This is a genomic window from Myxococcota bacterium, from assembly GCA_039030075.1.
Classification (GTDB): domain Bacteria; phylum Myxococcota_A; class UBA9160; order UBA9160; family SMWR01; genus JAHEJV01.
The window spans coordinates 42,350-66,235 of sequence record JBCCEW010000020.1; the positions used below are offsets into that span (position 1 = coordinate 42,350).

The 23,886-nt window shown below is 68.4% G+C and carries 22 protein-coding genes; 10 read left to right on the plus strand and 12 right to left on the minus strand.

What is annotated here, in order from left to right:
• Positions 1 to 185: 185 nt before the first annotated feature.
• A complete protein-coding gene (locus AAF430_19385) occupies positions 186 to 1,595 on the plus strand; it encodes a DsbA family protein (protein MEM7412401.1) in 1,410 nt (469 codons plus the stop codon).
• Positions 1,596 to 1,702: 107 nt separating this feature from the next.
• Here AAF430_19385 and AAF430_19390 read toward each other — a convergent pair whose 3' ends face one another.
• On the minus strand, positions 1,703 to 2,827 hold the full coding sequence (locus AAF430_19390) for a hypothetical protein (protein MEM7412402.1): 1,125 nt from the start codon (positions 2,825 to 2,827) through the stop codon (positions 1,703 to 1,705).
• Positions 2,828 to 3,039: 212 nt separating this feature from the next.
• Positions 3,040 to 4,689: a sulfatase-like hydrolase/transferase gene (locus tag AAF430_19395; GenBank protein MEM7412403.1), complete on the minus strand. Its 1,650-nt coding sequence runs from the start codon at positions 4,687 to 4,689 to the stop codon at positions 3,040 to 3,042.
• Positions 4,690 to 4,786: 97 nt separating this feature from the next.
• Between AAF430_19395 and AAF430_19400 the strand changes: the two genes are divergently transcribed.
• Positions 4,787 to 5,392: a TetR family transcriptional regulator gene (locus AAF430_19400; GenBank protein MEM7412404.1), complete on the plus strand. Its 606-nt coding sequence runs from the start codon at positions 4,787 to 4,789 to the stop codon at positions 5,390 to 5,392.
• A 305-nt stretch (positions 5,393 to 5,697) separates the two neighbouring features.
• Here the strand turns inward: AAF430_19400 and AAF430_19405 are convergent, their stop codons facing one another.
• From AAF430_19405 to AAF430_19420, 4 genes are read right to left on the minus strand one after another with little or no spacing between them, the layout of a single operon-like run.
• Positions 5,698 to 7,182: a GMC family oxidoreductase gene (locus AAF430_19405; GenBank protein MEM7412405.1), complete on the minus strand. Its 1,485-nt coding sequence runs from the start codon at positions 7,180 to 7,182 to the stop codon at positions 5,698 to 5,700.
• A gap of 35 nt (positions 7,183 to 7,217) precedes the next feature.
• A complete protein-coding gene (locus tag AAF430_19410; GenBank protein MEM7412406.1) occupies positions 7,218 to 7,697 on the minus strand; it encodes a nitroreductase/quinone reductase family protein in 480 nt (159 codons plus the stop codon).
• 24 nt (positions 7,698 to 7,721) lie between these two features.
• Positions 7,722 to 8,450, minus strand: coding sequence for a hypothetical protein (locus AAF430_19415; GenBank protein MEM7412407.1), 729 nt, complete (start codon positions 8,448 to 8,450; stop codon positions 7,722 to 7,724).
• 42 nt (positions 8,451 to 8,492) lie between these two features.
• Positions 8,493 to 8,900 (minus strand): hypothetical protein, encoded by a 408-nt coding sequence (locus tag AAF430_19420; protein ID MEM7412408.1) that lies wholly within the window; start codon positions 8,898 to 8,900, stop codon positions 8,493 to 8,495.
• A 95-nt stretch (positions 8,901 to 8,995) separates the two neighbouring features.
• Here AAF430_19420 and AAF430_19425 point away from each other — a divergent pair, with 95 nt between their 5' ends.
• Positions 8,996 to 9,670 (plus strand): TetR family transcriptional regulator, encoded by a 675-nt coding sequence (locus AAF430_19425; protein MEM7412409.1) that lies wholly within the window; start codon positions 8,996 to 8,998, stop codon positions 9,668 to 9,670.
• A 165-nt stretch (positions 9,671 to 9,835) separates the two neighbouring features.
• Positions 9,836 to 11,482 (plus strand): NAD(P)/FAD-dependent oxidoreductase, encoded by a 1,647-nt coding sequence (locus AAF430_19430; protein ID MEM7412410.1) that lies wholly within the window; start codon positions 9,836 to 9,838, stop codon positions 11,480 to 11,482.
• 18 nt (positions 11,483 to 11,500) lie between these two features.
• Here the strand turns inward: AAF430_19430 and AAF430_19435 are convergent, their stop codons facing one another.
• Positions 11,501 to 12,484 (minus strand): aldo/keto reductase, encoded by a 984-nt coding sequence (locus tag AAF430_19435; GenBank protein ID MEM7412411.1) that lies wholly within the window; start codon positions 12,482 to 12,484, stop codon positions 11,501 to 11,503.
• A 165-nt stretch (positions 12,485 to 12,649) separates the two neighbouring features.
• Here AAF430_19435 and AAF430_19440 point away from each other — a divergent pair, with 165 nt between their 5' ends.
• The 4 genes from AAF430_19440 to AAF430_19455 all read left to right on the plus strand — a co-directional run bounded on the left by AAF430_19440 (position 12,650) and on the right by AAF430_19455 (position 17,592).
• Positions 12,650 to 14,461 carry an NAD(P)/FAD-dependent oxidoreductase gene (locus AAF430_19440; GenBank protein MEM7412412.1) on the plus strand — a complete coding sequence of 604 codons (1,812 nt, stop codon included), beginning with the start codon at positions 12,650 to 12,652 and terminating at the stop codon, positions 14,459 to 14,461.
• A 14-nt stretch (positions 14,462 to 14,475) separates the two neighbouring features.
• Positions 14,476 to 15,540, plus strand: coding sequence for an alpha/beta fold hydrolase (locus AAF430_19445; GenBank protein ID MEM7412413.1), 1,065 nt, complete (start codon positions 14,476 to 14,478; stop codon positions 15,538 to 15,540).
• Between the two features lie 118 nt (positions 15,541 to 15,658).
• Entirely contained in the window at positions 15,659 to 16,270 is a 612-nt protein-coding gene (locus AAF430_19450; GenBank protein ID MEM7412414.1) for a helix-turn-helix domain-containing protein, read from the plus strand.
• Complete coding sequence (locus tag AAF430_19455) at positions 16,267 to 17,592, plus strand: cytochrome P450 (protein ID MEM7412415.1); 1,326 nt, start codon at positions 16,267 to 16,269, stop codon at positions 17,590 to 17,592. The genes AAF430_19450 and AAF430_19455 overlap by 4 nt, the downstream gene beginning before the upstream one ends.
• A gap of 13 nt (positions 17,593 to 17,605) precedes the next feature.
• On the opposite strand, the gene AAF430_19460 is transcribed toward AAF430_19455, so the two are convergent.
• Together AAF430_19460 and AAF430_19465 are read right to left on the minus strand one after the other, a co-directional pair.
• Positions 17,606 to 18,328, minus strand: coding sequence for a class I SAM-dependent methyltransferase (locus tag AAF430_19460; protein MEM7412416.1), 723 nt, complete (start codon positions 18,326 to 18,328; stop codon positions 17,606 to 17,608).
• A gap of 60 nt (positions 18,329 to 18,388) precedes the next feature.
• Positions 18,389 to 19,081: a crotonase/enoyl-CoA hydratase family protein gene (locus AAF430_19465; GenBank protein ID MEM7412417.1), complete on the minus strand. Its 693-nt coding sequence runs from the start codon at positions 19,079 to 19,081 to the stop codon at positions 18,389 to 18,391.
• 208 nt (positions 19,082 to 19,289) lie between these two features.
• On the opposite strand from AAF430_19465, the gene AAF430_19470 reads away from it, so the two are divergent.
• The gene (locus AAF430_19470) at positions 19,290 to 19,856 is read left to right on the plus strand and encodes a TetR/AcrR family transcriptional regulator (protein ID MEM7412418.1); all 567 of its coding nucleotides are present in this window, start codon (positions 19,290 to 19,292) and stop codon (positions 19,854 to 19,856) included.
• A 37-nt stretch (positions 19,857 to 19,893) separates the two neighbouring features.
• On the opposite strand, the gene AAF430_19475 is transcribed toward AAF430_19470, so the two are convergent.
• Positions 19,894 to 21,510, minus strand: coding sequence for an NAD(P)/FAD-dependent oxidoreductase (locus AAF430_19475; protein MEM7412419.1), 1,617 nt, complete (start codon positions 21,508 to 21,510; stop codon positions 19,894 to 19,896).
• A 185-nt stretch (positions 21,511 to 21,695) separates the two neighbouring features.
• On the opposite strand from AAF430_19475, the gene AAF430_19480 reads away from it, so the two are divergent.
• Complete coding sequence (locus AAF430_19480; GenBank protein MEM7412420.1) at positions 21,696 to 21,998, plus strand: hypothetical protein; 303 nt, start codon at positions 21,696 to 21,698, stop codon at positions 21,996 to 21,998.
• A 26-nt stretch (positions 21,999 to 22,024) separates the two neighbouring features.
• On the opposite strand, the gene AAF430_19485 is transcribed toward AAF430_19480, so the two are convergent.
• Complete coding sequence (locus tag AAF430_19485) at positions 22,025 to 23,230, minus strand: acyl-CoA dehydrogenase family protein (GenBank protein MEM7412421.1); 1,206 nt, start codon at positions 23,228 to 23,230, stop codon at positions 22,025 to 22,027.
• Positions 23,227 to 23,874 (minus strand): TetR/AcrR family transcriptional regulator, encoded by a 648-nt coding sequence (locus tag AAF430_19490; GenBank protein ID MEM7412422.1) that lies wholly within the window; start codon positions 23,872 to 23,874, stop codon positions 23,227 to 23,229. The genes AAF430_19485 and AAF430_19490 overlap by 4 nt, the downstream gene beginning before the upstream one ends.
• Between the last annotated feature and the right edge of the window lie 12 nt (positions 23,875 to 23,886).

The following is a 23,886-nucleotide window of genomic DNA, read 5'->3' on the forward strand; positions in this document are numbered from 1 at the left end:
CGCGACAGAGCGCGGTTTCGGTCGCTCGACGCGGTCGCTGCACGCAGATGTGAAGCAGAGTCGGCTCGGTGAGGAGGGCACGGGGGTCCTTGCTGCGGTCGAATCGATTGTGTCACAATCTATGCCATAAGATTTCGAGCGCAAGCGATGCGCGATCGATCGGTGGAGCGAGAGCAGCCAGGACCATGTCTCAGAAGTTCGAAGACCAGGGCGGCTTCGCCACCTCGAACCCGCCCGCTCCCGTGCGCTGGATCAGCTCGAAGGTGATGAGCTGGCTAATCTCGCAGTCCGTAGTCGACGGACGGCGGCGCCGCGCCGAGCGCGCGCGCAAGCGACGCGGCGAACCGCACCGCATCGAGTACTTTCACCAGGTCGAGGACGCCTACAGCCACCTCGCGGCCCAGCTGCTGCGGCCACTCCTGGAGCGCTACGACGTCGAGCTGGTGCCCCACCTCGTGACGGTCGAGCGCGACGCCAACCTTCCCGAGCCCGAGCTGTTGCCGAAGCTCGCGCGTCACGAGGCGGCGAAGCTCGCGCCCTACTATGGGCTGCGTTTCGCGGCGGATGCGGGCGCGCCGGGTGCGGAACGTGTCCAGCAGGCGCGCGCGATCCTCGCCGAGGTGGCCCCGAGTGAGTTCCCGGAGGCGGCGGTCGCCGTGGGCGACGCGCTCTGGCAGGGGAGCGAATCCGAACTGGCGGCCCTCGCCCAGCGCTGGGGCGCCGCCGACGTGAACGGGGTCGCGCGCGCGCTGGAGCAGGGCGGCGAGCGGCGCGCGGCGGCCGGACACTACTCGGGCGGGATGTTCCTGCACAACGGCGAGTGGTACTGGGGCGCCGACCGGATGTACCTCCTCGAAGAGCGACTGGCAGCGTTGGGCGCTCGCCGGCCCGGGGTCTCCGGTGACGTGTGTGCCCGTCCGGAGATCGCGCTCGGACCCCTGCGCGATGACGGCTCTCTCACCCTCGAGATCTACCCCTCGCTTCGCAGCCCGTATACGGCCGTCATCTTCGATGCCGCGGTCGAGCTGGTTCGCGAGACCGGCGTGCGAAGCGTGACGCGACCCGTGCTGCCCATGGTCATGCGCGGTGTGCCGGCTACGCGGCAGAAGGGCGTCTACATCTTCACCGACGCGGCTCGTGAAGCGGCGGCGCTCGGTCGAGACTTCGGCCCCGTCTACGATCCGATCGGTGACCCGGTCCGACGCGCCTACTCGCTCTGGCCGTGGGCCTGCGCCCAAGGACGCGGCGACGCGCTCCTGCAGAGCTTCTTGCAGCGCGCCTTCTACGAGGGCGTGAACACGGGGAGCGACAAGGGCCTGCGCCGGGTGGTCGAGGCAGCCGGCCTTCCGTGGTCCGAGGCGGAACCGATCGTCGGCAACGACGATTGGGAAGCAGAGATCGAGGCGAACCGGCTCGCCATGCTCGAGATGGGCTGTTGGGGCGTGCCGAGCTTCCGGCTGTTGGATCGGGCCGGCAACGAAGTGCTCGCGGTCTGGGGGCAGGATCGCCTCTGGCTCGTGGCCCTCGAGATTCAGCGACTCCTCGCGGCCGGCGGAGTCGACGACACGAAGCCGGCGGCCTCGACGCGCGCGTAGAGCCGCTCGAACGAGTCAGCCGTCGCTGCCCAGGAATGGAAGAGGCCCGGGCAGCGCAGCCGCCCGGGCCTCGGTTGGATCCTCGCGTGAGGAAGCGTGTCCGCTCCCTACTTGCGGCGTCGCGCCGCCAGATGGATCGCGATCACGCCGAGGACGCCCACCGCGAGCAGGGCCGTCGGGCCGGGCTCGGGCAGGAACTCGAAGCGCGTCGTGCTCGTACCGCCGAAGTACAGATTGGCGGAACCGCCCAGGAACGGGATCAGGTTCGCCGCGAACGGCGTCACGAGCAGCAGGGTGCCCATACTCGAGGACGGGCCCGTGCGGTTGTCGCCACCCGTCTGGCTGCGGATCGTGATGAACTGACCGCCGTTGTCCTCGGCCTTCACCATGCCCGTCGTGAAACGGGCCTGCCAGAGGCGCAGGGTGACCGGTGCCACGCCCATCGTCGCCAGGTTCGTGAAGAGCCCGGACTGGGTCACGAGCTGGGTGTTCACCGGGTCGTTGTGCCCGACCTTGCGCGGACCGGAGAGCCAGTAGCCCGAGATCACGACGCCGGGCGCCGCATTCACGGCCAGGTTCACGCGGCCCCCGCCCGAGGCGCGCCAGCCACCACCGAAGGTGTTGACGCCGGCAGTGCCCATGATCGTCTGCATCGGCGTTCCGAGAACCGTCGGGACCATGAACGTGAAGTTGCCGCCACCGCCGCCCGCGCGGAGGTGATGCGACTCGAGCCCCATGGTCGTGACCATGAAGTTCATCTTGCCCATCGCCGTCGTCGTGGTCGTGACCGCGTTGTCGGCCGGAGCCGTCAGCCGGGCGAAACCCGTGCGGCCCGCGAGGATCGCCGGCAGGAACGCCGTCGGGAACGCGAGGAAGCAGGTGCTCGACGCGTACTGCGGCAGACCGTTGACGCCCGCGTTACCGGGGCGAGCCATGATCGTCATGTTCCCCGTCGTGGGACCCGGATCCCCGTACTGGAACGGGCGAACCGCCATCAGCGAACGCGGCGCGACCGTGCCGACCTCCGCGAAGCCGTGGCCCGGGAGCGACGCATTCAGGTGCGGCTGCAACCCCATGTTGCAACCGGGGATTCCATTCGGAGACACATCGACGGTGGCCGGGTTGCCGCCGTCGCCGATGCCAGCGGTGGAGGTGGAGTCGAACTCGACGATCACCGCGGCCGCCGGAAGTGCTGCCGCGATCAGTAAGGTGGAAGCGAGCAAGAGGCTCACTCTCGCCACGGATCTCCGGATCTTCATATGGGTTCTCCTATCAGGGTCGTTGGATTCACGATCCCGTGTCGCACCTCGACACGGTCGTCTTCGCGAGCACTCCGTTGGCTGAGGGGGCCGCAGGGGCGTTCGCTGGCTTGCGCACGTTCTGGCACATGACCTCCAATGGTGTCGGAGGAGCGCTGGGGTGTCCCCGGCCCCTCCTCCGGCTCCTAGTTGGACCAGTAGATGTATTCGTCGCCCTCGGCGTCGGGGTGGGTCAGATCCTTGTCGATGTTGACCGGCATCGAGAGCTGACTCGCCCAGGCCGGCGGGGCCTGCTCGGCGTTGTGTGCCGCGAGCGCCGCTTCGAGCTCGGCCAGCTTCTCAGGCCGCCTCACCGAGAGGTCGCGCTGCTCGTTGGGGTCCTGAGCCAGGTCGAAGAGCCAGCGGCGGCCCGGCGGATCGCTGACGTTCAGCTTCCAACCGTCGACGATCGCCGACTGGGAGGCGCCGCTACGCCAGAAGAGGGCCCGGTGGGGGACGCCCTCGGCCTCGCCCGTGGCGTAGGGGACCAGGTCGACGCCGTCGACCTGGCGGTCGCGCGGCAACGGCGCGCCTCCGGCGGCGGCCGCCGTCGCGTACATGTCGAAGTGGTGCACGGGCGCGTCGATCTCGGTGCCCGGGGCGATCCGGGCCGGCCACTTCGCGAAGAAGGGCACGTGGATCCCGCCCTCGAAGAGCGTGATCTTCCAGCCCCGGTAGGGGGCATTGACGTCGGGCAGCCCGATGTAGCCCGCTCCGCCGTTGTCCGACGTGAAGAGCACCAGCGTGTTCTCGGTCTGGCCGGTTCGCTCGAGGGCGTCCAGCACCTGACCGACGCCGCGATCGAGGCTTCGGATCATCGCCGCGTAGACCCGCTCGCGGTGGAGCTCGATATGGGAGAGGGCCTCGTAGTCTTCGCGCGTCGCCTGCAGAGGCGTGTGCGGCGCCCAATGGGCGAGATACAGGAAGAAGGGCCGCTCCTGGTTGGCCTCGATCACCTCGACGGCCTGCTCGGTGTAGTAGTCGGTCAGGTAGCCGCCCGGCTCGAAGGCCTCGCCTCCGTTGAAGGAGGCCGCGAAGCGCATGGCCGCCCACAGGAACCGGTCGATCGGGTCGAAGTCTTGTTTCGCGTTGACGACTCCGGGGTGATCCTCCGGGAGGTAGAGGCCGCTCGCCATGTAGAGGCTCTCGTGGAAGCCCTGGTCGTGGGGGGCCATCCCGTTCGCGGTACCGAGGTGCCACTTGCCGATGTGGACGTTGTGGTAGCCCTGCTCGGCGAGCAGCTCCGCGATCGAGATCTCCGAGGCGGGCATGCCCATGTCCTCGAAGTCCAGCACCTCGGCGTTCTCGTGGATGACACGCTCACGAATCCGTCCTTCGGCGGGCGACAGGCGGGGCACGAGCTGCATCATGCCCGGCGGCGTCGGCGTGAACTCGAAGCCGAAGCGCGTGCCGTAGCGGCCCGACATGATTGCGGCGCGCGACGGCGCACACGTGCCGTTTGCCGCGTAGCCATTCGTGAAGTTCACGCCCGCCGCCGCGATCGAATCGATGTGTGGCGTGGGGACCGTCCCGCCGGCGACGCCGCCCCCACCGAAGGTGAGATCGTTCCAACCCAGGTCGTCGGCCAGGATCAATACGATGTTCGGCGGACGCTCCGCCTTGGGGCGCCCGGTCGGGTCGGCGCCCGTCGACCAGGCGACGTCCTGGTGAGGGCCGACCGGCGTGCGCACGGCCATCAGCAGTTTCACTGCCGAAAGCGCGATCTCGAGCCGGAACGGGAAGAGGGCGGCGCCCGCGAGGAACAGGGCACCCAACACCAGCGCGACGCGTTTCATCGGTCTCCCACTCCCTCGGGATCGGACGGGATTGCCTCGGGATCGGACGGAATCGGATCCTTGGCCAACCCGGCGCTCTGCTCTATCGTCACTCGGAGTGACAATACACGATTCCGGGCGCGAGGTGAAGGACGGTCGCCATGCCCGCTCGCAGCGCACGCGCGCGGCGGTGGCCGAGGCGATGCTGGATTGCCTGCAGGCCGGCCTGCTCCGCCCGTCGGCCGCGGAAGTCGCGGAACGCGCGGGCGTCTCGAAGCGCGCGGTCTTTCGACACTTCGACAACATGGAGGCCCTCCTCCAGGAGATCGCGACGCTCCAGACCGCCCGCGTGATCGCCCAGCTGCCCCGGGTCGCGACCGACGGCCCGCTCGACGTCCGGATCGCGTCGCTGGTTCGAAACTCGGCCGAGCGAAACGAGATCATCGCGCCGGTGCGTCGCGCCGCCCTGCTCATGGAGCCCTTCTCCGAGGTGATTCAGCACGGCCACAAAGAGGTCCGAGACCAGGTTCGCCGGCAGGTGCGGGTGGTGTTCGCCGACGAACTCGCTGCGCTCGAGGAGGCCGATCGCCGCGCGCGGGTCGCCACCCTGCGCGCGTTGCTCTCGTTCCACTACTGGGACGAGCTGCGGCGTCGCGAACGGCTGTCGAGCGGTGCAGCGCGGCGCCTGCTCGAGGACGCGATCCGGACCTTGCTGCAGCCGTAGCGCACCGCGGGTGTATCCGGGTTGACATCTTCCCGTCCACGAACCGCCTAGGCTGCAACCTGGGTCAGGGAATCACGGTTTCCGCAATGCGGCGGCTTCAGGGCTCCATACCTCGGGTGGAGAGGGCCGGCGAGTATGCGGGAGGCCCGTGGCTCTGCCGACGGGTCGTTGTTTCGACGGGACGGGCGACGTGTGGGGCGCCACCTACGCGTGCGAGGCATCGCGGTTCTAGGACGAGCGCGCGCAGCCGTCGCAGCCCGTTCCGTCGAGCAACATCGGTTGGGTCGACTTGCCGGCGGGTCGCCTCAGGCGGACGCCGCCTCGGCGACCATCTTGCGCGCCACCCGCTCGGCGATCATCACGCAGCCCAGATAGGTGTTGCCCGACGGGATCGTCGGCATCACGGAGGCGTCGCAGACGCGCAGGCCTGGGATGCCGTGCACCCGGCAGTCCGCGTCGAGGACCGTGCCCATCGGGCACGTGCTGGTCATGTGGGCGTAGCTGATCGTGAGTTGCTCGAGCGCCGTCGCGACGGCGTCGGGCGCGCGCAGGTCGTGCGGCACGACGGGTTCGCAGCCAAGGCTGCGCGCGGCGCTGGACTGCTCCCAGGCCGCGATCCGCGCGAAGGCATGCCCCAGTCGCGCGGGCGTGTCCTCGGGGAGGGGAGGGGCTTCCACGGCAGGGCCCGCTTCGAGGGACTCGCCCAGTCGCACGCTGCCGCGGTTGCTCGAGCGCATCGAGAAGACGGCCAGCATGAAGGTGGTGTCATCCTCGCCCGGCGGCGGCGCGATCGGGAAGGCGTGGTAGTCGACGTCCTTTCCGTTCGAGGCGCCCACCATCACCGCCTGGGCCGGGCCTCCGACACCGCCGCGTGGGCCCGGGTGCCGGTACAGGATCCCGGGGCCGAGGTGGTCGCTCATCGTGCGGCCGACGGGCAGGTCGGCGCGCACCGCGAGGCCGTGGTCGGCCAGGTGATCGGCGGGGCCGATGCCCGATTGCAGCAAGAGAAAGGGCGTGAACAGCGCACCGGCGGCCAGCACGACTTCGTCGGCTTCGAGGGTCTCGCCGGTCGCGAGGGTGACGCCTCCCACGCGGACTCCGTCGAAGACGAGGGCGCGGACCTCGGCCTGTGTGCGCAGCGTGAAGTTGTCCCGCGCGCGCACCTTCTCGTCGAGGTAGGCGAGGCTGGTCGTCACGCGCCGCGCGTTCTCGTCGATCGTCACGGGGAAGAACCCGATCCCGGGCAGCTGCGCCGGATCCTGGATGTCGGCGACCGCCGGCTCGCCAACCTCGAGCATGCCTTCGTAGTACGCACGCTGGGCGTGGCCGAGTTCGTCCATGCGCCAGCGCCGAACGGGCAGAGGGCCCGCGTCGCCGTGGATGGGCGAGGCGCCGAAGTCGAGGTCGCGCTCGGCGGCGATGAAGGTGCTCTCCACGTCTGCCCAGCCCCAGCCTTCGAGGCCCGCCGCCTCCCACGCGTCGTAGTCGGGCGGCAGTCCGCGCAGCGTGGCCAGGCCATTGATTGCAGAACAGCCACCGAGGAGGCGTCCTTGTTGCATCGGAATCGCCCCGGTCTCCGTGGCCATCACGGTCAACGCGATCGGCGCGGCTCCCTGCCAGAGGTTGGGGGCCTCGGCTGGCGTGAGAATGGCGTCGTCGTAGGCATCGTGGTCGGGCCCGGCTTCGAGCAGGGTGACCGAGAGCGACGGTGTCTCGCTCAGTCGCGCGGCCAGGACGGCACCGGCGGTCCCGCCGCCAACGATGATGATCCGCTTCGCTTCGGAATCCATGGGTTCCTCGTCGCCGCCCGATGGGCGGCTGGGCACTACGCCGCGGAGGCGTCGCTCCTGGGATCCAAGCGGTAGACCTGGATGTTGCGTTCGGTCTTGGCGCGATACTTCGCGTAGTTCGGAATGTTGAGGCAGAGCCGCTCCCAGACGACTTCCTTCGCGTCATCGGAAAGTCGCGCCGCGTACACGGGGGTGGCCTGGTCGCCCAGATGCATCACGGCCTCGGGATTGGCCTGCAGGTTGTAGGACCACGCGGGATGGTGTTCACCGCCGAAGTTGCTGGCGACCACGTAGACGGCGCCGTCGACCTCGGTGTAGGCGAGCTGGGCGTCGCGTTGCTCGCCCGACTTGCGGCCGCGGGTGGTCAGGACCAACTGGGGGACCACCACCGGTCCCGACGTGGTGAGCCGCCCCCCCGTCTTCTTGTAGATCCAGGGGTCGAACCGAGCGGCGACCGCCTTCGACAGCCAGACGCCGATGGGGGTGGTCGCGAGCCACAACTGAAAGTGTTTCATGCTCGCCATGGGGCTCCGTTGCTGTCAGGCGGGCTCGTTCGCGAGCCCGACGTTCTGGAAGCGGGCGTTGACTTCGCGCACGGCCGGCACCGCTTTCCACAGCCACGCGCCGAAGACCAGGGCCACGAGCCAGGTCGGTAGGAAGAACGCGGCGGCAACCCACGCCGCCGCGAAGCCAAGGAGGCGCAACGCCGCGACACGGATGCGCTGGTTGGGCGTGCTCCCCTCGGAGCGCTGCTCGAAGGGGACGGGTCGCAGGAACCAGCCGTTCGCCAGCAGCAGCATCACGAACAGCGGCCACGGCGCCGGCGTGGCGTCGAGCTCGGGGTCGGCATCCAGCGGCGCGTCGGTCGTGTCCCCGTCCTCCCCCGCCGTTCGAACGCGTCGCCAGACGTAGGCCGGGGTGGGGCGCGCGATCGCGCCGCCGATGTTCTGGCGGCTCGGCCGGGAGCGCCAGCGGTAGAGCACGCGACCCTCGCGGGAGAGCACCAGTACGCCGGGCTGGAAATAGCCCTTGGGGTGGGAGACCCAGTCGGCGGCGATCCACGCACTCCCCTCGCGTTCGTCGCCCCAATCGGCGGTGAAGAGCGAGAGCCAACCGCGCTGCGCGCACGCGCCCGCGATCTCCTGATGCGGGTCGCCGACGTGCACGAGACCCGTCTCCCAGTCGTCCTGGGCGTTGCGCGCAAGCGTCTGGGGTTCGCTCGTGACGGCGTAGACTTCGCCGCCGGCCGCGCGGATCTCGTCGAGCACGCCTTCCTTCACGTAGCCGCGCAACTCGCGGCGACAGGGCGGTCACCAGAAGCCGCGGTAGAAGAGCACCACCGTGAACGCGTGCTGGGGCACGGTCTTCTCGAGCCAATCGGACCGCACGCCCGCCGGCGGATCGAGGAGGGGCGCCGGGGAGCCGTCTTCGGGGGCCGCGTCGTCCAGATTTGCCGGGTCGTCCAGATGCGCCACGTCGAAACCCGCGGGCGCAGACGAGATCGAGAAGCGTTCGCGCAGACAGACGTCCTGGCCGTCCTCTTCTCCGCACAGGATCAGCTGGAACTCCCGCACCGTGTCGTCGCTCGCGGGGACCGTGTCCGGGTCGAGGATCCCGGTGAGCTTGAACTCGCTGCCGCGTTCGCGCGAGAACGAGGCCCGGGCGGCTTCGGCCGCATCGGCGAGATGCGGCGGGATCGTCTCTTCGATTCGGGGCATCACGGGACCTCGCATCGATTTTCCGTTGCCTGTGCTAGATTAGGTCGCGCTACCTAATTCGTCAACCGGTTCCGTTCGATTCCACGGGGGGGCGCATGAGCGAGCGCGAGAGCACGCCGGATCGCATCCTGGAGGCTGGCCGCCGGCTCTTCAACGACCAGGGCTATGCCGCGACGACCCTCACGGAGATCGCCGCCGAGGTCGGGATCTCCCAGGGCAACCTCACCTACCACTTCCCCACGAAGCAGGATCTCGCGCTGCGGCTCGAGGCCCAGACCCGTGCCCGCTTTCACGCGCGCCGCGCCGAGGCACGCCCGGGCGACGTCGCCGACGACTACGTCGCCCACCTCCTGTTCGGGATGAACACCATCTGGGACAGTCGCTTCATTCTCCGAGATCGCGCCCAGTACCTCGATGCTGCACAGCTCGAACCCGATCCGGACCTCGCGGCCGATTTCGATGATCTCTTTGCGCTGCTCGCGCGTACCGAGAAGGAAGGGCTGTTTCGGCGAGACCTCGGCGTCGACCTGCGAGTCCTGGTGCGTTCGCTGTGGATCGTGAGCCGCTACTGGATGGATCACCTGCGCGAGGCGGAGGGGCTGCAGCAGATCGGCTGGGAGGATCAGGAGCGGGGCATTCAGCACCATTTCGCGGTGCTCCTGCCCTGTCTGACCGCCCCTGCGCGGCGCCGCTTCGAGGCCGCGCTGCATCGGGCCGTCGATGCGCCGGCGTCGGCGATGCGCGCTCGGGACGCGGCGGCGCATGGCTAAGCGCGGGAAAGCGCGGGAGAATGGGCTCGGGCGTCGACCGGCCCCGGACGCGGGCTGGGGCGGGCGCCCGATCCCGTGGAGGACAGGGGCCGTCGGGCACGGCATCCTCCCCGGGCTTCGTGACGGGTTCCGCGGCAATTCTGGCGATCTCCACAGGAGTAGACGATGACCGACAAGTCCCAATCGACAGAACACTACGACGTGGTCGTGATCGGCGCGGGTGTCAGCGGCATGTACGCCCTGCATCACCTGCGCGAGATGGGACTCTCGGTGCGGGTCTACGACGGGGCGAAGGACATCGGCGGTACCTGGTGGTACAACCGCTACCCGGGAGCGCGCGTCGACGGTCCAGGCAGTCCCTGGTACTGCTACACGTTCTCCGACGAGCTGATGAAGGAATGGGATTGGGCCGAGACCCAGTCCGAGCAGTCGGATGTGCTCGCGTATCTCGCGCACGTCGCCGATCGGTTCGACCTGCGGCGCGACATCCAGTTCGAGACCTGGGTGCAGGACGCGCGCTACGACGAGGCTTCCCAGCGCTGGACGGTCGAGACCAGCACCGGCGTGCGGGCCTCGGCTCCGTACCTGATCTGCGCGGTCGGAGCGCTCTCGACTGCGAACATGCCGGACATTCCGGGCATCAAGGACTTCGCTGGCGAGTGCTACCACACGGGTCAGTGGCCCCACGAGCCGGTCTCGTTCGAGGGTAAGCGGGTGGCCGTGATCGGCACGGGCTCGTCGGGAATCCAGTCGATCCCCGAGATCGCCAAGACGGCCGATCACCTGACGGTGCTGCAGCGCACCGCCCAGTTCGCCTTCCCCTGCGGAAATCGTCCCATCACACCTGAGGAGCTGACCGAGGCGAGGAAGGCATGGGACGGGGTGCGCGAGAAGATGTACGCGCACAACGGAGGCTTCCCCCACGATCCCAACCCGGACCGTTCGGCCATGGACGACACGCCCGAGGCGCGCGAAGCCCTGTACGAGAAGCTCTGGGAGCGCGGGGGCTTCCAGTTCTTCCTGAATCTCTACAACGACATCGCGACCAACGAAGAGTCGAACAAGACGCTCTCCGACTTCGTGCGGAAGAAGATCGCCGAACGGGTGAACGATCCTGAGACCGCACGAAAGCTGATGCCCGATCACTTCGTGATGACGAAGCGGCCGATCCTGGATGACGGGTACTTCGAGACCTACAACCGCGACAACGTCGACCTCGTCGACCTCCGCGAAGACCCGATCGAGCGCTTCACCCCGACCAGCGTCGTGACCCGCTCGGGAGAACACCCGATCGACATGCTCGTTTTGGCGACCGGGTACGACGCGATCAGCGGCTCCATGCTGCGACTGAACCCGAAGGGCCGCGGCGGCGTGAGCCTGAAGGAGCGCTGGGGTGACGCCTTCCACAACTATCTCGGCATGACGATCGCCGGCTTCCCGAACCTGTTCATGATCCACGGTCCCGGGTCGCCGGGCGTGTTCTACAACATGCCGCTGGGCGCCGAGCGCCAGATGAACTGGATCGGCACGCTCATGCAGCACCTCGAGAAGCAGGGCGCCGGGTCGGTCGAGCCGACCACCGAGAGCGAAGACGCCTGGGGAAGCGAAGTGTCGGGGATCGCCAATGCGACGCTCTTCCCGCGCACCGACTCGTGGTGGACGGGTGCCAACGTCGAAGGCAAGCCGAAGGGCTTCTCCGCCTACCTCGGTGGGTCGATCTACTACCTGCGGATCGCCGACATCGCCTCGAAGGAATACGCCGGTTTCGTGTTCGAGCCCGCCCAGACCGCAGAGGACGCTCAGGCGTCCTGAGCGTCGGGGTCGCGCCGGCTAGGCGCGGGGCGGCACCACCGCATCGATCCGGGCGATCTCCTCGGGCGCGAGCGCGGGTCCGTTGGCGGCGTCGATGCACTGCTGGAGTTCGGCCCGGTTCTTGACGCCGAGCACGAGCGTGTCGACGCCCTCCATGGCCAGCGCATAGCGGTGGGCCAGCACCGCCGGGTCGGCCCCCAGCTCCTTCGCCAACGCGCGATACCCCGCGGCGCGATCGAAGTCGCGCTGCTCGGCAGACTCGTCACCGACATCGCGATCGATGGCGTTCGCCAGCGAGCCGCTCGCGACCGCGCGGATCCCCATGACTCCGACCGAACTCTCCTGGGCCGCGCGAATCGACGCGCGCGGGTCCGGCGCCTGGTGGGCGATGTGCATGCTGCCCGGCGAGTCGAGCAGGTTCGTGATGCACTGCACCGCGTCCGGCCCCGGGGTCGCCCGAATCGCAGCGAGCTCCGCCGGCAAGCCGCCCGCCGCCGTGATGCCCCAGCCACCGATGCGGCCGCTCGCCTTCCACTTCTCGAAGACCGGCACCACGTGGTCGCAGTAGACGGACCATTCGGTCGAGATCGCCGGGAGCAGGGCGGGCATGGTCACGTCGTTCCAGCCGTCCGGGATCACGCGCCCGTGGAGGAAGAAGAGATCGACGCGATCGCGCTTCAAGCGTGCGAGGCTCTTCTCGAGGGAGTGCTCGAGCCGGGATTCGATCTCGTCGGGGGGCTTCTGGCCGAGCATGCACTTCGTGGTGACGCGCAGATCGTCGGGATCGCCATCGCCGAAGGCGAGCCCCATCACCGTCTCGGCTTCCCCCTCGATCCCGTAGATCGGGGCCATGTCGAACAGCCGGATGCCGGCGTCATAGGCGGCGCGCACCGTGGCGATCGCCTCGTCGCGCGATGTGGATCCCCAGACCTGGCCGATTCCGCCGCCGCCCAGGGTCAGCTGGCTGACTTCGAACAGGCGTCCAAAGGGGCGCGTTTCCAACGGCTTCCTCCGATCTACAGGTGACGAGGGGACGCGACGGCGGTCCCGAGCCGCGCGGTGCCGTGACCCTACGAGCGCGGGTATGGTTTGGCAACCGAGTCGTCAGTACGCCTGCGGCGTTCCCCCGGCTCGCAAGGTTCGACTTCGAGAAAGCGAGGCCCCCGCGTGAGCGAGACGACTCCGATCGACAAGGAAGCGCTTCGCGCGAAGTACCGCGCCGAGCGCGACAAGCGCCTGCGCCCTGACGGGAACGAACAGTACCTGCAGCTCGCGGGTACCTCGCTCGCCCACTACCTCGACGATCCCTACACGCCGGTCGCAGCGCGCGAGCCGCTCGCAGACCACGTGCAGGTCGCGATCATCGGTGGTGGATTCGCGGGTCTGGTGACCGGTGCGCGCCTTCGGGAAGCCGGCATCGAGCAGGTGCGGATCCTCGAGAAGGGCGGCGACTTCGGTGGCACTTGGTACTGGAACCGCTACCCAGGCGCCCAGTGCGACACGGCTTCCTTCGTCTACATGCCGCTGCTCGAGGAGACCGGCCACGTCCCGACCGAGAAGTACGCCCACGGGCCCGAGATCCTGGAGCACAGTCGGCGCATCGGTCGGCACTTCGGCCTCTACGAGGACGCGCTCTTTCACACCGAGGTCACCGATCTCGCCTGGGATACGGCGCGCTCGGCGTGGGTCGTCCGAACAAACCGCGGCGACGCGTTCACGGCTCAGTTCATCGCGATGGGGACGGGCCCGCTCCACGTGCCGAAGCTGCCCGGCCTCGAAGGCATCGACCGCTTCGAGGGGCATTCCTTCCACACGAGCCGCTGGGACTACGAATACACCGGTGGCGACGCCGACGGCGCGCTGATGACGGGCCTGGCCGACAAGCGGGTCGGTGTCATCGGCACCGGCGCGACCGCCGTGCAGTGCGTTCCGCACCTCGCCCGCGCGTGTCGCGAGCTCACCGTGTTCCAGCGCACGCCTTCTTCGGTCGACGTCCGCGGCAACCACCCCACCGACATGAGCTGGTTCGAGCGCGACGTCCGCGAACCCGGCTGGCAGCAGAAGTGGCTCGAGAACTTCACCGCGAACCAGACCCTGGCCATGGGTGGCACGGTCGAGGATCTCGTCCAGGACGGCTGGACCGAGCTGGCCCGGCGGGTGCGCGCGAAGATCCTCGCACTGCCGCCCGAGAAGATGACGCCCGAACACATGCTCGCGGCCTTCGAGGATTCCGACGACGAGAAGATGGAGGAGATCCGCGCCCGGGTGGACGCGATCGTGGAAGACCCGGAGACCGCGCAGGGGCTGAAGGCGTGGTACCGACAGATGTGCAAGCGCCCCTGCTTCCACGACGCGTATCTGCAGGCCTACAACGAGCCGTCCACGAAGCTCGTCGATACGGATGGGCAGGGGGTGGAGCGCGTCACGAAGAAGGGTGTCGTCGTGGCCGGCCGCGAGTACGAGCTGGATTGCATCGTCTACGCGTCGGGCTTCGAGGTCGGCACCGAGATCATCCGGCGCACGGGCTTCGATCTCACCGGGCGCGACGGCCGCACCCTGTCGAAGGAATGGGAGTCGGGGATGCGGACGCTCCACGGCATCCACGTTCACGGGTTCCCGAACGTCTTCCTCGTGCAGCCGACCCAGGGGGCGAACCTGATCTCGAACGTGCCCCACAATCTGAACGAGTCGGGGCGCACGATCGCGGCGATCCTGCGGCACGCGATCGACCACGACCATCGCGAGGTCGAGGTGACTCAGGACGCGCAAGACCGCTGGATCGAGCTCCTGCTCTCGGGAGCCGGCGGCATGATCGGAGCGTCGCCCGAGTGCACGCCCGGCTACTACAACAACGAAGGACAGCCCGACACCGAGCTCGCGCGACTCTTCGCAGGCCACCCGGCGGGTCCCGTGGCCTATTTCAATTACATCAAGGAGTGGCGCGAATCGGGCGCGTTCGAAGGGCTCGAGTTTCGCTAGGAGATCGACCCACCGTGATTCACCGAACCATCAGAGCGCTCGCGATGGCAGCCACGATGGGGATCGCAGCGACGGGCTGCATCTCCGACGGGGAGTCGGTGGTGCCCGAGGGGCAGGGCGTCCTTACCTTGGACGCCGGAACCTTCGAGGCCTTCCCCTTGCCGGCGTACGTCGCCGACGACGTCTCGGGCGCGTACAAGAGCTACTTCGTCGAGGTGGAGCCCGGAATCAAGGTGCACGTCCTCGAGGTGGGCTCCGGGTTCCCGATGTTCCTGCAGCACGGCAACCCGACCTCCGGCCTTCTGTATCGAAAGGTGGCAGCCGCCCTCCCGACGAATCGGGTGCGGGTGATCATGCCGACCCTCGTGGGCCTCGGCTTCTCGAGCAAGATCCCCGCAAGCCAGCACACCCTCGAGAACCACATTCGCTGGATCCAGGCAGTGCTCGAGCAGCTCGGGTTGACCGAGCTGGTCTATGCCGGCCAGGACTGGGGCGGGCCGATCGGCATGGGGGCGCTTGCGCGTTCGCCCGGCCTCTTGAGAGGGGCGGTGGTGATGAACACCGGGTTCAACGCACCCACGGAGGAGACGAGCCTCTCTCGTGCACATGATCTCGCGAAGACTCCGGTGGTGGGTGAGCTCCTGATCGAGGGCCTCGTCTCGATCTTCGATCGGCTTCCGGACATGCAGGGCGACCCCGACTCGATCCCGCCCGATGTGGTCGAGCTCTATGGCCGCCCGGTCGAGGAGAGCGGGAACGACAAGGCGCCGCTCGCGATGATGCGCATGGTGACGGACGGGCCCGAGCACCCGAGCGCCGCGGCCATGCGGGAGATCGAGGCCTACGTCCAGGGGTTGGAGATCCCCGTGGAGCTGGTGTGGGGAATGAACGACCCGATCCTCGCGAAGGGCCTGCCGCGCATGCAGGAGAACTTTCCGGAGGCACCGGTGACCGAAACCGAAGCCGGGCACTTCCTGCAAGAGGAGGTGCCGGAGGAGATCGCGGCGGCGCTCGTTCGGGTGATGGAGCGGGCAGGTGCGCCCAGGGGAGGCCCTTCGGGCTCGGCCGGAGGTCGCTAGCGACTCTGCCCAGGGGGCGAAATTCGTCATCTGCACCAAGGGTTTAGGGAGGTTCCCGTGGTGGTTCCGGGTGCCCTCGGTTGCCCCTGCGGTCGGCCTCAAGTATGAACTGAACTTCATGTCAGAAATGCCCCTCGCGCCCGAGGCCGCGGCCAACGGGCATACGACACGCCGTCTCGAGACCCGGCGCCGTTTGCTCGAGGCGGGCACCGAGCTCTTCGCGCGGGACGGCGTGCGCGCCGTCACCACGAGCGCGATCGCGCGCCAGGCCGGCGTCGCCACGGGGACCTTCTATCTCCACTTCCCGGACAAGCACGCGCTCTTCGAAGAGTTGGCCGACGCGGCGCTCGAAGAGATGCGACCGCAGCCCGATCGCGACCCGACCGGGCGCGTGAGCCCGAAGGCGCTGCGGCGTGAGCTCGCGCGGATGGTGGAAGTCGCGGAACGCCGCCGAAATCTCATCCGCGCGGTCTTCGATCGCGGCGAGGGGTCCGGGCTGGCCGAGCGGATCCAGGACCGGATTGCGCGCGGACTCGAAGAGACCTACACGCGGCGTTTTCGCGAGGAAGGCATCGATCTCCACGCCGTCGCCGCCGCCCAGGCACGCGCCGCCGTTCTGGTCCGCGTGATCGCGTGGTGGGCCGAAGACCCCACCCGCGCGTCCCGCGACGAAGTCGTCGACGTCTTGATGGAAATGACCCCCCGAAGGTTCCAGGAGGACTCCCCATGAGCGACCCCGCGATGCAGCCGATCCCGCCGGCTGGCCCGACCTATCGCACGCCCGAGCAAGAGCAGGCGGCGAAGGGCAAGGGCGTGGCCCCCGCCGACGAACTCGCGCTCGAAGTCGTCAACCCGCTCAACGCCCATCTGTTCCGCGAGAACCGCTGGCAGGGCTACTTCGAGCGCCTGCGCCGGGAAGATCCGATCCATTTGAGCGAGATCGAAACCGCGGGTCGCTACTGGTCGGTCACGAAGTACGACGACATCAAGACCGTCAGCACCCACTGGGAGACGTTCTCGTCGTCCTACGGGATCACCCTCGGCTTCAAGCCCGGGACCGACGCCAACTTCATGCAGCTCGGATCGGCCCCGGCGTTCATCCAGCAGGACCCGCCCACCCAGACCGAGCAGCGCAAGACGGTCCGGCCCTCGGTCGCCCCGCGCAACCTGGCGAAGCTCGAGCCGCTGATCCGGCAGCGCACGGTCGAAGTGCTCGACGCCTTGCCCGAGGGCGAGACCTTCGATTGGGTGGACACCGTGTCGATCGAGCTGACCACGCTGATGCTGGCGACGCTCTTCGACTTCCCGCTCGAAGATCGCCGGAAGCTGACGCGCTGGTCCGACATCGTGTTCGCGATTCCCGAGCCGGGCGGCGTCGTGGAATCCATGGAGCAGAAGCGGGAGGAGCTCTGGGAGTGCGTGCAGTATTTCGGCCAGCTCTTCGAGCGGCGGCGGCGCGACCCGGGGGACGACCTCGTCTCGATGCTCGCGACGGGCGCGGCCACGAAGGACATGACCGCCGTCGAGCACCTCGGCAACCTGCTGCTCCTGATCGTCGGCGGCAACGACACCACGCGGAACACGATGACGGGCAGCGTCTATTCCCTGACCCATCTGTTCCCGGACGAGCACCGAAAGCTCGCCGCCGACCCGAGCCTCATGCGCAACATGGTGTCGGAGGTGATCCGCTGGCAGACGCCACTCTCCTACATGCGGCGCACCGCGCAGCACGACACCGAGCTCGAGGGACGCCAGATCCGCAAACACGATCAGCTGCTGCTCTGGTACGTGTCGGGGAATCGCGACGAAGACGTCTTCGAGAACGGCGACGTCCTCGACATCGAACGCCCGAATGCATCGCGGCATCTCTCCTTCGGCTACGGCGTGCACTTCTGCATGGGGAGCCGCCTGGCCGAGATGCAGCTTCGCGTCCTGTGGGAGGAGATCTTGCAGCGTTCCCTGCGGATCGAGGTCCAGGAAGAGCCCAGCCGGACGTTCTCGTCCTTCGTGAAGGGCTACACGAAACTCCCGGTGGTGGTGACGCGCGGGTAGCGCGGCGGCGACGCTAGGCCGCGCGCAGCACCGAGATCTCGACCGCGTCCGGTAGATCGGTGTACTCGATCGTCGCCTGGCGGTGCTCCGAGTCGTAGCGCCCGCAGCTGCGTACGTACGCGAGGTACTCCCCCGGGTCGAAGAGGTCGCCCACGTTGTCGGCGACGACGATGCTGCCCGGGCGGATCAGGCCGCGCTCCTCGATTCGCTGGAGGTCCTGCTTGTAGAGGTCCTTCCAGTGGTCGAGGAACACGAGGTCGAAGGGGCCCTCGATGGAGTCGAGCATCTTCGTCGAAGGGCCGTGCACGAAGGTGATCTGGTCCTCGAGCCCGGCGAAGGCGACGTTTGCGCGAGAGCTCTGCACCGCGGCTTCGTCGATCTCGATCGAGGTGATGCGCGCTTCGGCACCGAAGGTGTCGGCGAGGAGGATCGAGGAGTAGCCGCAATACGCGCCGATCTCGAGGATGCGCGCGCCCGGCGGCAAACGATCGGCGAGCTCCTGGATGAGCGGCCCTTTGTCGGGCCCGATGTTCATCAGCCAGCGCTCTTCGCGTGCGAATCGATCGATCGTGCGCAGCACGTCCTTCGGGTCGCCCTTGCGCGCCTCACGCTCGACGTAGGCCGCGACCTGCACCGGTCGAGACGGAGCGCCCTTGACCTTGTCGACGAGGGCCTGTCGCAGGGTGCGGGAGGTGAACCCCCACATGTGGGGAGCCAGGAATCGCCAGAACTTCACGTCGTCGCCTCCGGGGCCATCGGGCGCGCGCCCCAGACTACGCTCCCAGCTCTCCGGAATCTATGCGCTCGACGCCATCGGAAAATCCGCCTCGACGCCGGCGCGAAGCGCCTCGAGCGTGCTGACGCGTGCGCGCAGCTTGCTGGCGTGGTGCGCGTCTCGATGGAGCGACGCCAGGCGTGTGGCGGTCTCGCGGCAGACGGCGGCGAGCGCGTCGGGCGGCACGACCTGGTCGAGGAACCCCGCCGCGAGGGCCTCGTCGGGCCTGAAGTCGGCGGCGGTGGCGATCGCGCGATCCGCTGCGGCCGGCGTGAGCTTGTACTGCAGCACCGCCACGGCGGGGAGCGGCATGGTGAGCCCGATGGCCACCTCGTTCGCCGACAACCGGTGCGCTCCTGCCGATCCGATGCGCACATCGCACGACAGCAGCAGGAACGCACCCATCGCGATCGCATGACCGCCGCAGGCGGCCACGGTGGGGATCGGGAAGGAGAGCAGGCGCTCGGCCAGCTCGAAGCCCCCGCGCAGCATGCCGAGTGCCGGGTCGCCGCCGGCGCGCAGGACGCCGAGATCGAAGCCGGCCGAGAAGAGACCTGATCGGCCCGTGAGGACCACGACCGCGGCCTCCTTCTCCGCGCGGTCGAGGGCAGCATTCAGCTCGGCGAGCATCGCCGGGGACATGGCGTTGGCTTTGCCGTCGTCCATCGCGATCGTCGCGATTCCGTTCGTTTGTGCGTAGTCGACGCGCTGCATGGGGAGTTCCTTTCGCGGCGGAGCGGTCCCGGGCGCGAGACCGCATGCAGCCGGTGGTGGGGGAGACGGTCTCGTTCGCGCTGGACGAAATAGACCGGTCGTCATAAAATAGACCGATCATCATAGTCGCACCAGGGGTCGACCCCGTTCGACCCGACCCGGTCCGACCCGACTCGATTCGACCTGGATCGAAGCAGGAGAAGAGCGCGTGGCGAACGCAGCGATGCATCGAGAAAGCCTCGTCCGCACGGCGATGCGCCTGTTTCGTCGCCAGGGCTACGCGTCGACCGGGCTCCAGCAGATCCTCGTCGAGAGCGGGGCGCCGCGCGGATCTCTCTATCACTACTTCCCCGACGGCAAGGAGGAGCTCGGCGCCGCCGCGGTGGAGCTGGCGGGAGCCCTCGTCGACGAGATGCTCAGCGACCTGGCGAAGCGCCACGCGTCGTCGGAAGCCTTCGTGCGCGCCTACGTGCGGGTGATGGCCGGGTGGATGGAGGAGTCCGCCTTCCGCTCGGGCTGTCCGATCGCGACGACGCTCCTCGAGTGCGCGCCCGAGTCTCCCGCCATCACCGAGGCGGGACGTGCGGCGTTCGATTGCTGGATCGGGACGATCGCCGCGGTCTTCGAGCGCGACGGCACGCCCCGTCGCGAGGCGCGACGGGAGGCCGAGCAGCTCATCGCCTCCGTGGAGGGCGCCCTCATCGTCAGTCGCATTCGCGGCGCGGGGCGCCCGATTCTCGACGTGGCGCGGCGGTACCGATCGGCGCGCAGCTAGGCGGGGCGACTGGCGGGTACCGGAGCGCGGGGTCCGCTCACCCCAGCGTGATCCCGCGGTAGCCGACGTCGGCCGCGTCCTGGATCAGTTCGGTGTACTTCGGCGCGCCGCCGAAGTAGGCGACGTGGCGGATGTTGCCGACCTCGTGGCCGGGCACGTTCGAGTTGTAGCCGGTGAACCAGCCCTGGCTGTTGCGAGCGAGCAGGCGCTCGTAGCAGCGGGCGACCTCCTCGCCCCATTCCTTCTCGGCCTGCGCTTCGGCCTCGAAGCGGGTCACGCCTCGCTCGCGTACGTGGGTGAGGAAGTGGGTGACCCAGTCCACGCCGGTCTCGATCGCACGCGGGAAGTTCGTCGAGCCCGAGACGCTCTGGGGGCCGGCGACCATCAAGAGGTTCGGGAAGCCGTGGGTGAAGAGGCCGAAATAGCTGCTCGGTCCGTCGTTCCACTTGTCGCGAAGGGAGGCGCCACCGACGCCGCGGATGTCCATGCGGTCCCAGGAGCCGGTCATCACGTCGAAGCCCGTGGCGTAGACGATCAGGTCGAGGTCGAAGTGCTCCCCGGTCGTCTGGATTCCCTTGGCGGTGATGCGCTCGACGGGCGTCTCCGAGAGGTCGACGAGGTGCACGTTGTCGCGGTTGTAGGCCTCGAAGTAGCGGGTCTCGAGGGGCAACCGCTGGGTGCCGAAGCCGTGGTCCTTCGGGATCAGCTTCTCGGCGAGCAGCGGGTCGTCGACCCGCTGTCGGATGCGCTCGGCGACGTAGTCCGAGATCTCCTGGTTGGCCGCTTCGTCCATGTAGATCTCGGGGAAGTTGCGGGCCAGGATCGCGAAACCCGGTGTGGCGTAGAGTTCGTCCCAGAGCGCCTTGCGCTCCTCCGGCGTCACGTTCCAGAAACCGCGGCGGTCGGGCAGGTGCTCGAAACCGCCGTTGGTGCGCGCGCAGGTGGCGAAGATCTCGTCGTAGCGTGCGCGGATCTCGTCCATCTCGATTTCCGAGATGGGCGCGTTGTTGAGCGGGGTGCTCCAGTTCGGTCGGCGCTGGAACACGAAGAGCTGATCGACCTTGTCCGCGATCTCGGCGATCACCTGGATGCCCGTGGCACCCGTGCCCACGACCCCGACGCGGCGACCCGCCAGCGCCACCGGCTCCTTCGGCCACCAGTAGGTGTGGAAGGAGTCGCCGCCGAACTCGTCCATGCCCGGGTAGCGTGGCAGGGTCGGCGCGCACAGGACGCCGATCCCGGTGATCACGAACCGGGCCGTGTAGGTCGACCCGTCGGCGACCTCGAGCTGCCAGAGCCGCGCGTCCTCGTCCCAGCGCATCGCTTCGACACGCGCCTCGAAGCGCATGAACCGGCGCAGGTCGAACTTGTCGGCGACGTAGTTCAGGTAGCGGAGGTTCTCTGGCTGGGAGGAGAAGCGCTCCTTCCAGTGCCACTCGTCCAGCAGCTCGCGCGAGAACGAGTAGCCGTAGGTGTAGCTCTCCGAGTCGAAGCGACAGCCCGGGTAGCGGTTGCGATACCAGGTGCCGCCGAGGTCCTCATCGGCCTCGAGGAGCAGCGCATCGAGCCCGAGATCGGCGAGGCGCTTGATCTGGTAGATCCCGGAAACGCCGGCTCCGATGACGATGACTTCGTGATGGCGGGGGTCGGTCATGGGGCCTCGGGATGCGGGGGCGTCAGCGCGGTGGGTGTCCTGCGCGGCGGGCGTCCAGGGTGCCGGTGCCTGGGGTGTCTGTCCAACCGGTGGGGCGGGGCCCAGGCTCTCGCGACCGCCGGGAGCATCGGGCGGAAACCCGGGGGTCGCGTTAGCCTGGCGACGCAACCATTTCGAGGACCCCCATGGCTTCCGTCTCCGTCGACATCGTTCCCGCCCCCCTGATCCTCTTCAAGACCCGCACCAACACCGAACTGGGCGCGGCGAGCGTTTCCTTCGAGGACGACGGCACGGTCGTCTTCAGCGCCGTGAGCAAGAAGGTGACCGAGGGCATGCTGACCTCGTACCCGCGCAGCGTCCTCGGCGAGTGGACGCCGAACCGGATCGCCCTGCGCTACCCGGCCGAAGAGATCGCCGATCGCAAGGTCCGCAAGTTCGACTCGGGCGAGCCGCTCGACGCCGAGGCGCTGAAGCAGCTGGCGAGCTGAACCCCGCAGACGCGGCGAGAGCGCGTCTAGATCACCGAGGCCCCGGACGGATCCGAGCCCAGCAGCAGGGCACCGACCGCTTCGAGCCCTTTCTGTTGGCCGCACAGGTGCTGACAGGCGGTCTGCATGTCGCGCATGTGTCGATCGAGCGGGCTCTTCTGCGCGTAGATCGCACTTCCGCCCACCGTGTCGTATAGGAGCGACACGGCCTTGCGGGCCGACTGGAATGCGTTCGTGCGCGCCGCCCAGACATCGGCGCGCGCCTCGACCGACGGCTCTTCGCCGGCCTCGATCTGCTGCCACTGCCGCTCGAGCGACGTGAAGACGTAGCTCCGCGCGGCACCGTAGAGTGTCTGCGCTTCGGCGGTCGCGAGCTGCACACGCGGGATATCCTTGTAGGCGACACCACTCATGCGATCGATCTTGTCGCCGAGCTGCGCGCGCGTGGTTTCGATGGCGTCGGCCATCACGCCGAGAGGGACCCCGGCCATCTTGCGCAGGAAGTGATCGGGCCGCGCCCAGATGGCGCCCTCGCGCCGCGGTTCGTCGAGGAGGCTGAAGGTGCGTTCCTCGGGGACGAACAGGTTCTCGGCGCGGTAGTCGTTGCTACCGGTACCCCGCAATCCGGTGGTGTACCAGTTGTCGAGAATCTCGTAGTCGTCGCGCGGGGCCATCATCACGCGCCAGATGGGGCGACCGTTCTCGTCCAGGACGGGCTCTCCGTTCTCGAACACGACGCAGCCCGCGACGAGCCAATCGCAGTGGTTGCTGCCGCTCCCGAACATCCACTGGCCGCTCTCGATGCGATACCCGTCCTTCTCCCGGTGCGCGGGCACCACCGGGTACACCCAGCCCGAGGTGGCCATGTCGAGTCGGGGGTACATCTCGCGGGCGACGCCGTCGTCGAGATAGCCCGAGTAGATCCCCGAGTCCGTCCAGATGAACGAGCACCAGGCGATCGAGGCATCGGCGCGCGCCAACGCTTCGATCACCTCGACCTGCTCCATCGGGTTCATCTCCGGGCCGCCCCAGATCTTCGGCATGTTCATCCGCATGACGCCGGCCGCCCGCACTTCCTCGACGATGTCGGCGGGGAGGCGCCGCAGGCGGTCGTACTCGGAGGCGAGGTCCTTGTCGTGGACGCGCGCGGCGAGTTCGCGTGCGTTGGCCAGGATTTCCGAACCGGAGAGGGGAGGGCCCTCTTGCGGGATTACGTCGGTGGCTGCGGTCATCGGAGGGCTCCTTTCGCCTTGGAGTCGCGCTCGCTCTCCGCGAGCAGGTGTTCGCCCGTGGCTCGAACGCCAGTCGCGATCAGCGCAAAGGCGCGCTTCAGGTCGGTGGTGTCGGGCTCGATCTGGCTGGCCACGAAAGCGCCGTCGAAGAGCATGAGGGTGAAGCGCGCGAGCTCTTGTGCGATGCGATCGCGTGTTTCGCCGTCGCGTGTGTCCAACACCGCTGCGTAACCCGCGGCGAGACTGTCGGCGGCCGTCGTGCGAACGCGTCGCGCGGCTTCGAGCACGGCAGGGTCGCCACTGCGGCGCTCGAGGGAGAGGACGAGCAGCAAACGCAAGAACTCGGGTCCGCCCTCGAAGAACTCGGACAGCGACGTCAAGGTGTTCCACGGGTTCTCTCGAGAAGCGGGCACGACGGACACCGCGTCGAAGAACTCGCTCGCGGCGTTCTCCATCACCGACGCCAGGAGCCCTTCCTTGTTCCCGAAGGCCCAGTAGATCGAGGCGGGTTGGGCGCCCGATTCCTTGCTGATCTGGGAGATCGACGTCGCGGCATAGCCCTGGGCGCCGATCAGCTTTGCCGCTGCCTGGAGCACCCGCTCTCGGGTGCGCGCACCTTCGGAATGGCGTCCGGGTCGGGCCATATTTCTATAATG

Coding starts and splice junctions, on each gene's coding strand:
- AAF430_19455 (MEM7412415.1), top strand. CDS start 16,267: ATGAGCGACCCCGCGATGCAGCCGATCCCGCCGGCTGGCCCGACCTAT.
- AAF430_19465 (MEM7412417.1), bottom strand. CDS start 19,081: ATGCAGCGCGTCGACTACGCACAAACGAACGGAATCGCGACGATCGCG.
- AAF430_19395 (MEM7412403.1), bottom strand. CDS start 4,689: ATGAAACGCGTCGCGCTGGTGTTGGGTGCCCTGTTCCTCGCGGGCGCC.
- AAF430_19420 (MEM7412408.1), bottom strand. CDS start 8,900: ATGCCCCGAATCGAAGAGACGATCCCGCCGCATCTCGCCGATGCGGCC.
- AAF430_19430 (MEM7412410.1), top strand. CDS start 9,836: ATGACCGACAAGTCCCAATCGACAGAACACTACGACGTGGTCGTGATC.
- AAF430_19450 (MEM7412414.1), top strand. CDS start 15,659: ATGTCAGAAATGCCCCTCGCGCCCGAGGCCGCGGCCAACGGGCATACG.
- AAF430_19425 (MEM7412409.1), top strand. CDS start 8,996: ATGAGCGAGCGCGAGAGCACGCCGGATCGCATCCTGGAGGCTGGCCGC.
- AAF430_19485 (MEM7412421.1), bottom strand. CDS start 23,230: ATGACCGCAGCCACCGACGTAATCCCGCAAGAGGGCCCTCCCCTCTCC.
- AAF430_19480 (MEM7412420.1), top strand. CDS start 21,696: ATGGCTTCCGTCTCCGTCGACATCGTTCCCGCCCCCCTGATCCTCTTC.
- AAF430_19385 (MEM7412401.1), top strand. CDS start 186: ATGTCTCAGAAGTTCGAAGACCAGGGCGGCTTCGCCACCTCGAACCCG.
- AAF430_19405 (MEM7412405.1), bottom strand. CDS start 7,182: ATGGATTCCGAAGCGAAGCGGATCATCATCGTTGGCGGCGGGACCGCC.
- AAF430_19410 (MEM7412406.1), bottom strand. CDS start 7,697: ATGAAACACTTTCAGTTGTGGCTCGCGACCACCCCCATCGGCGTCTGG.
- AAF430_19490 (MEM7412422.1), bottom strand. CDS start 23,874: ATGGCCCGACCCGGACGCCATTCCGAAGGTGCGCGCACCCGAGAGCGG.
- AAF430_19475 (MEM7412419.1), bottom strand. CDS start 21,510: ATGACCGACCCCCGCCATCACGAAGTCATCGTCATCGGAGCCGGCGTT.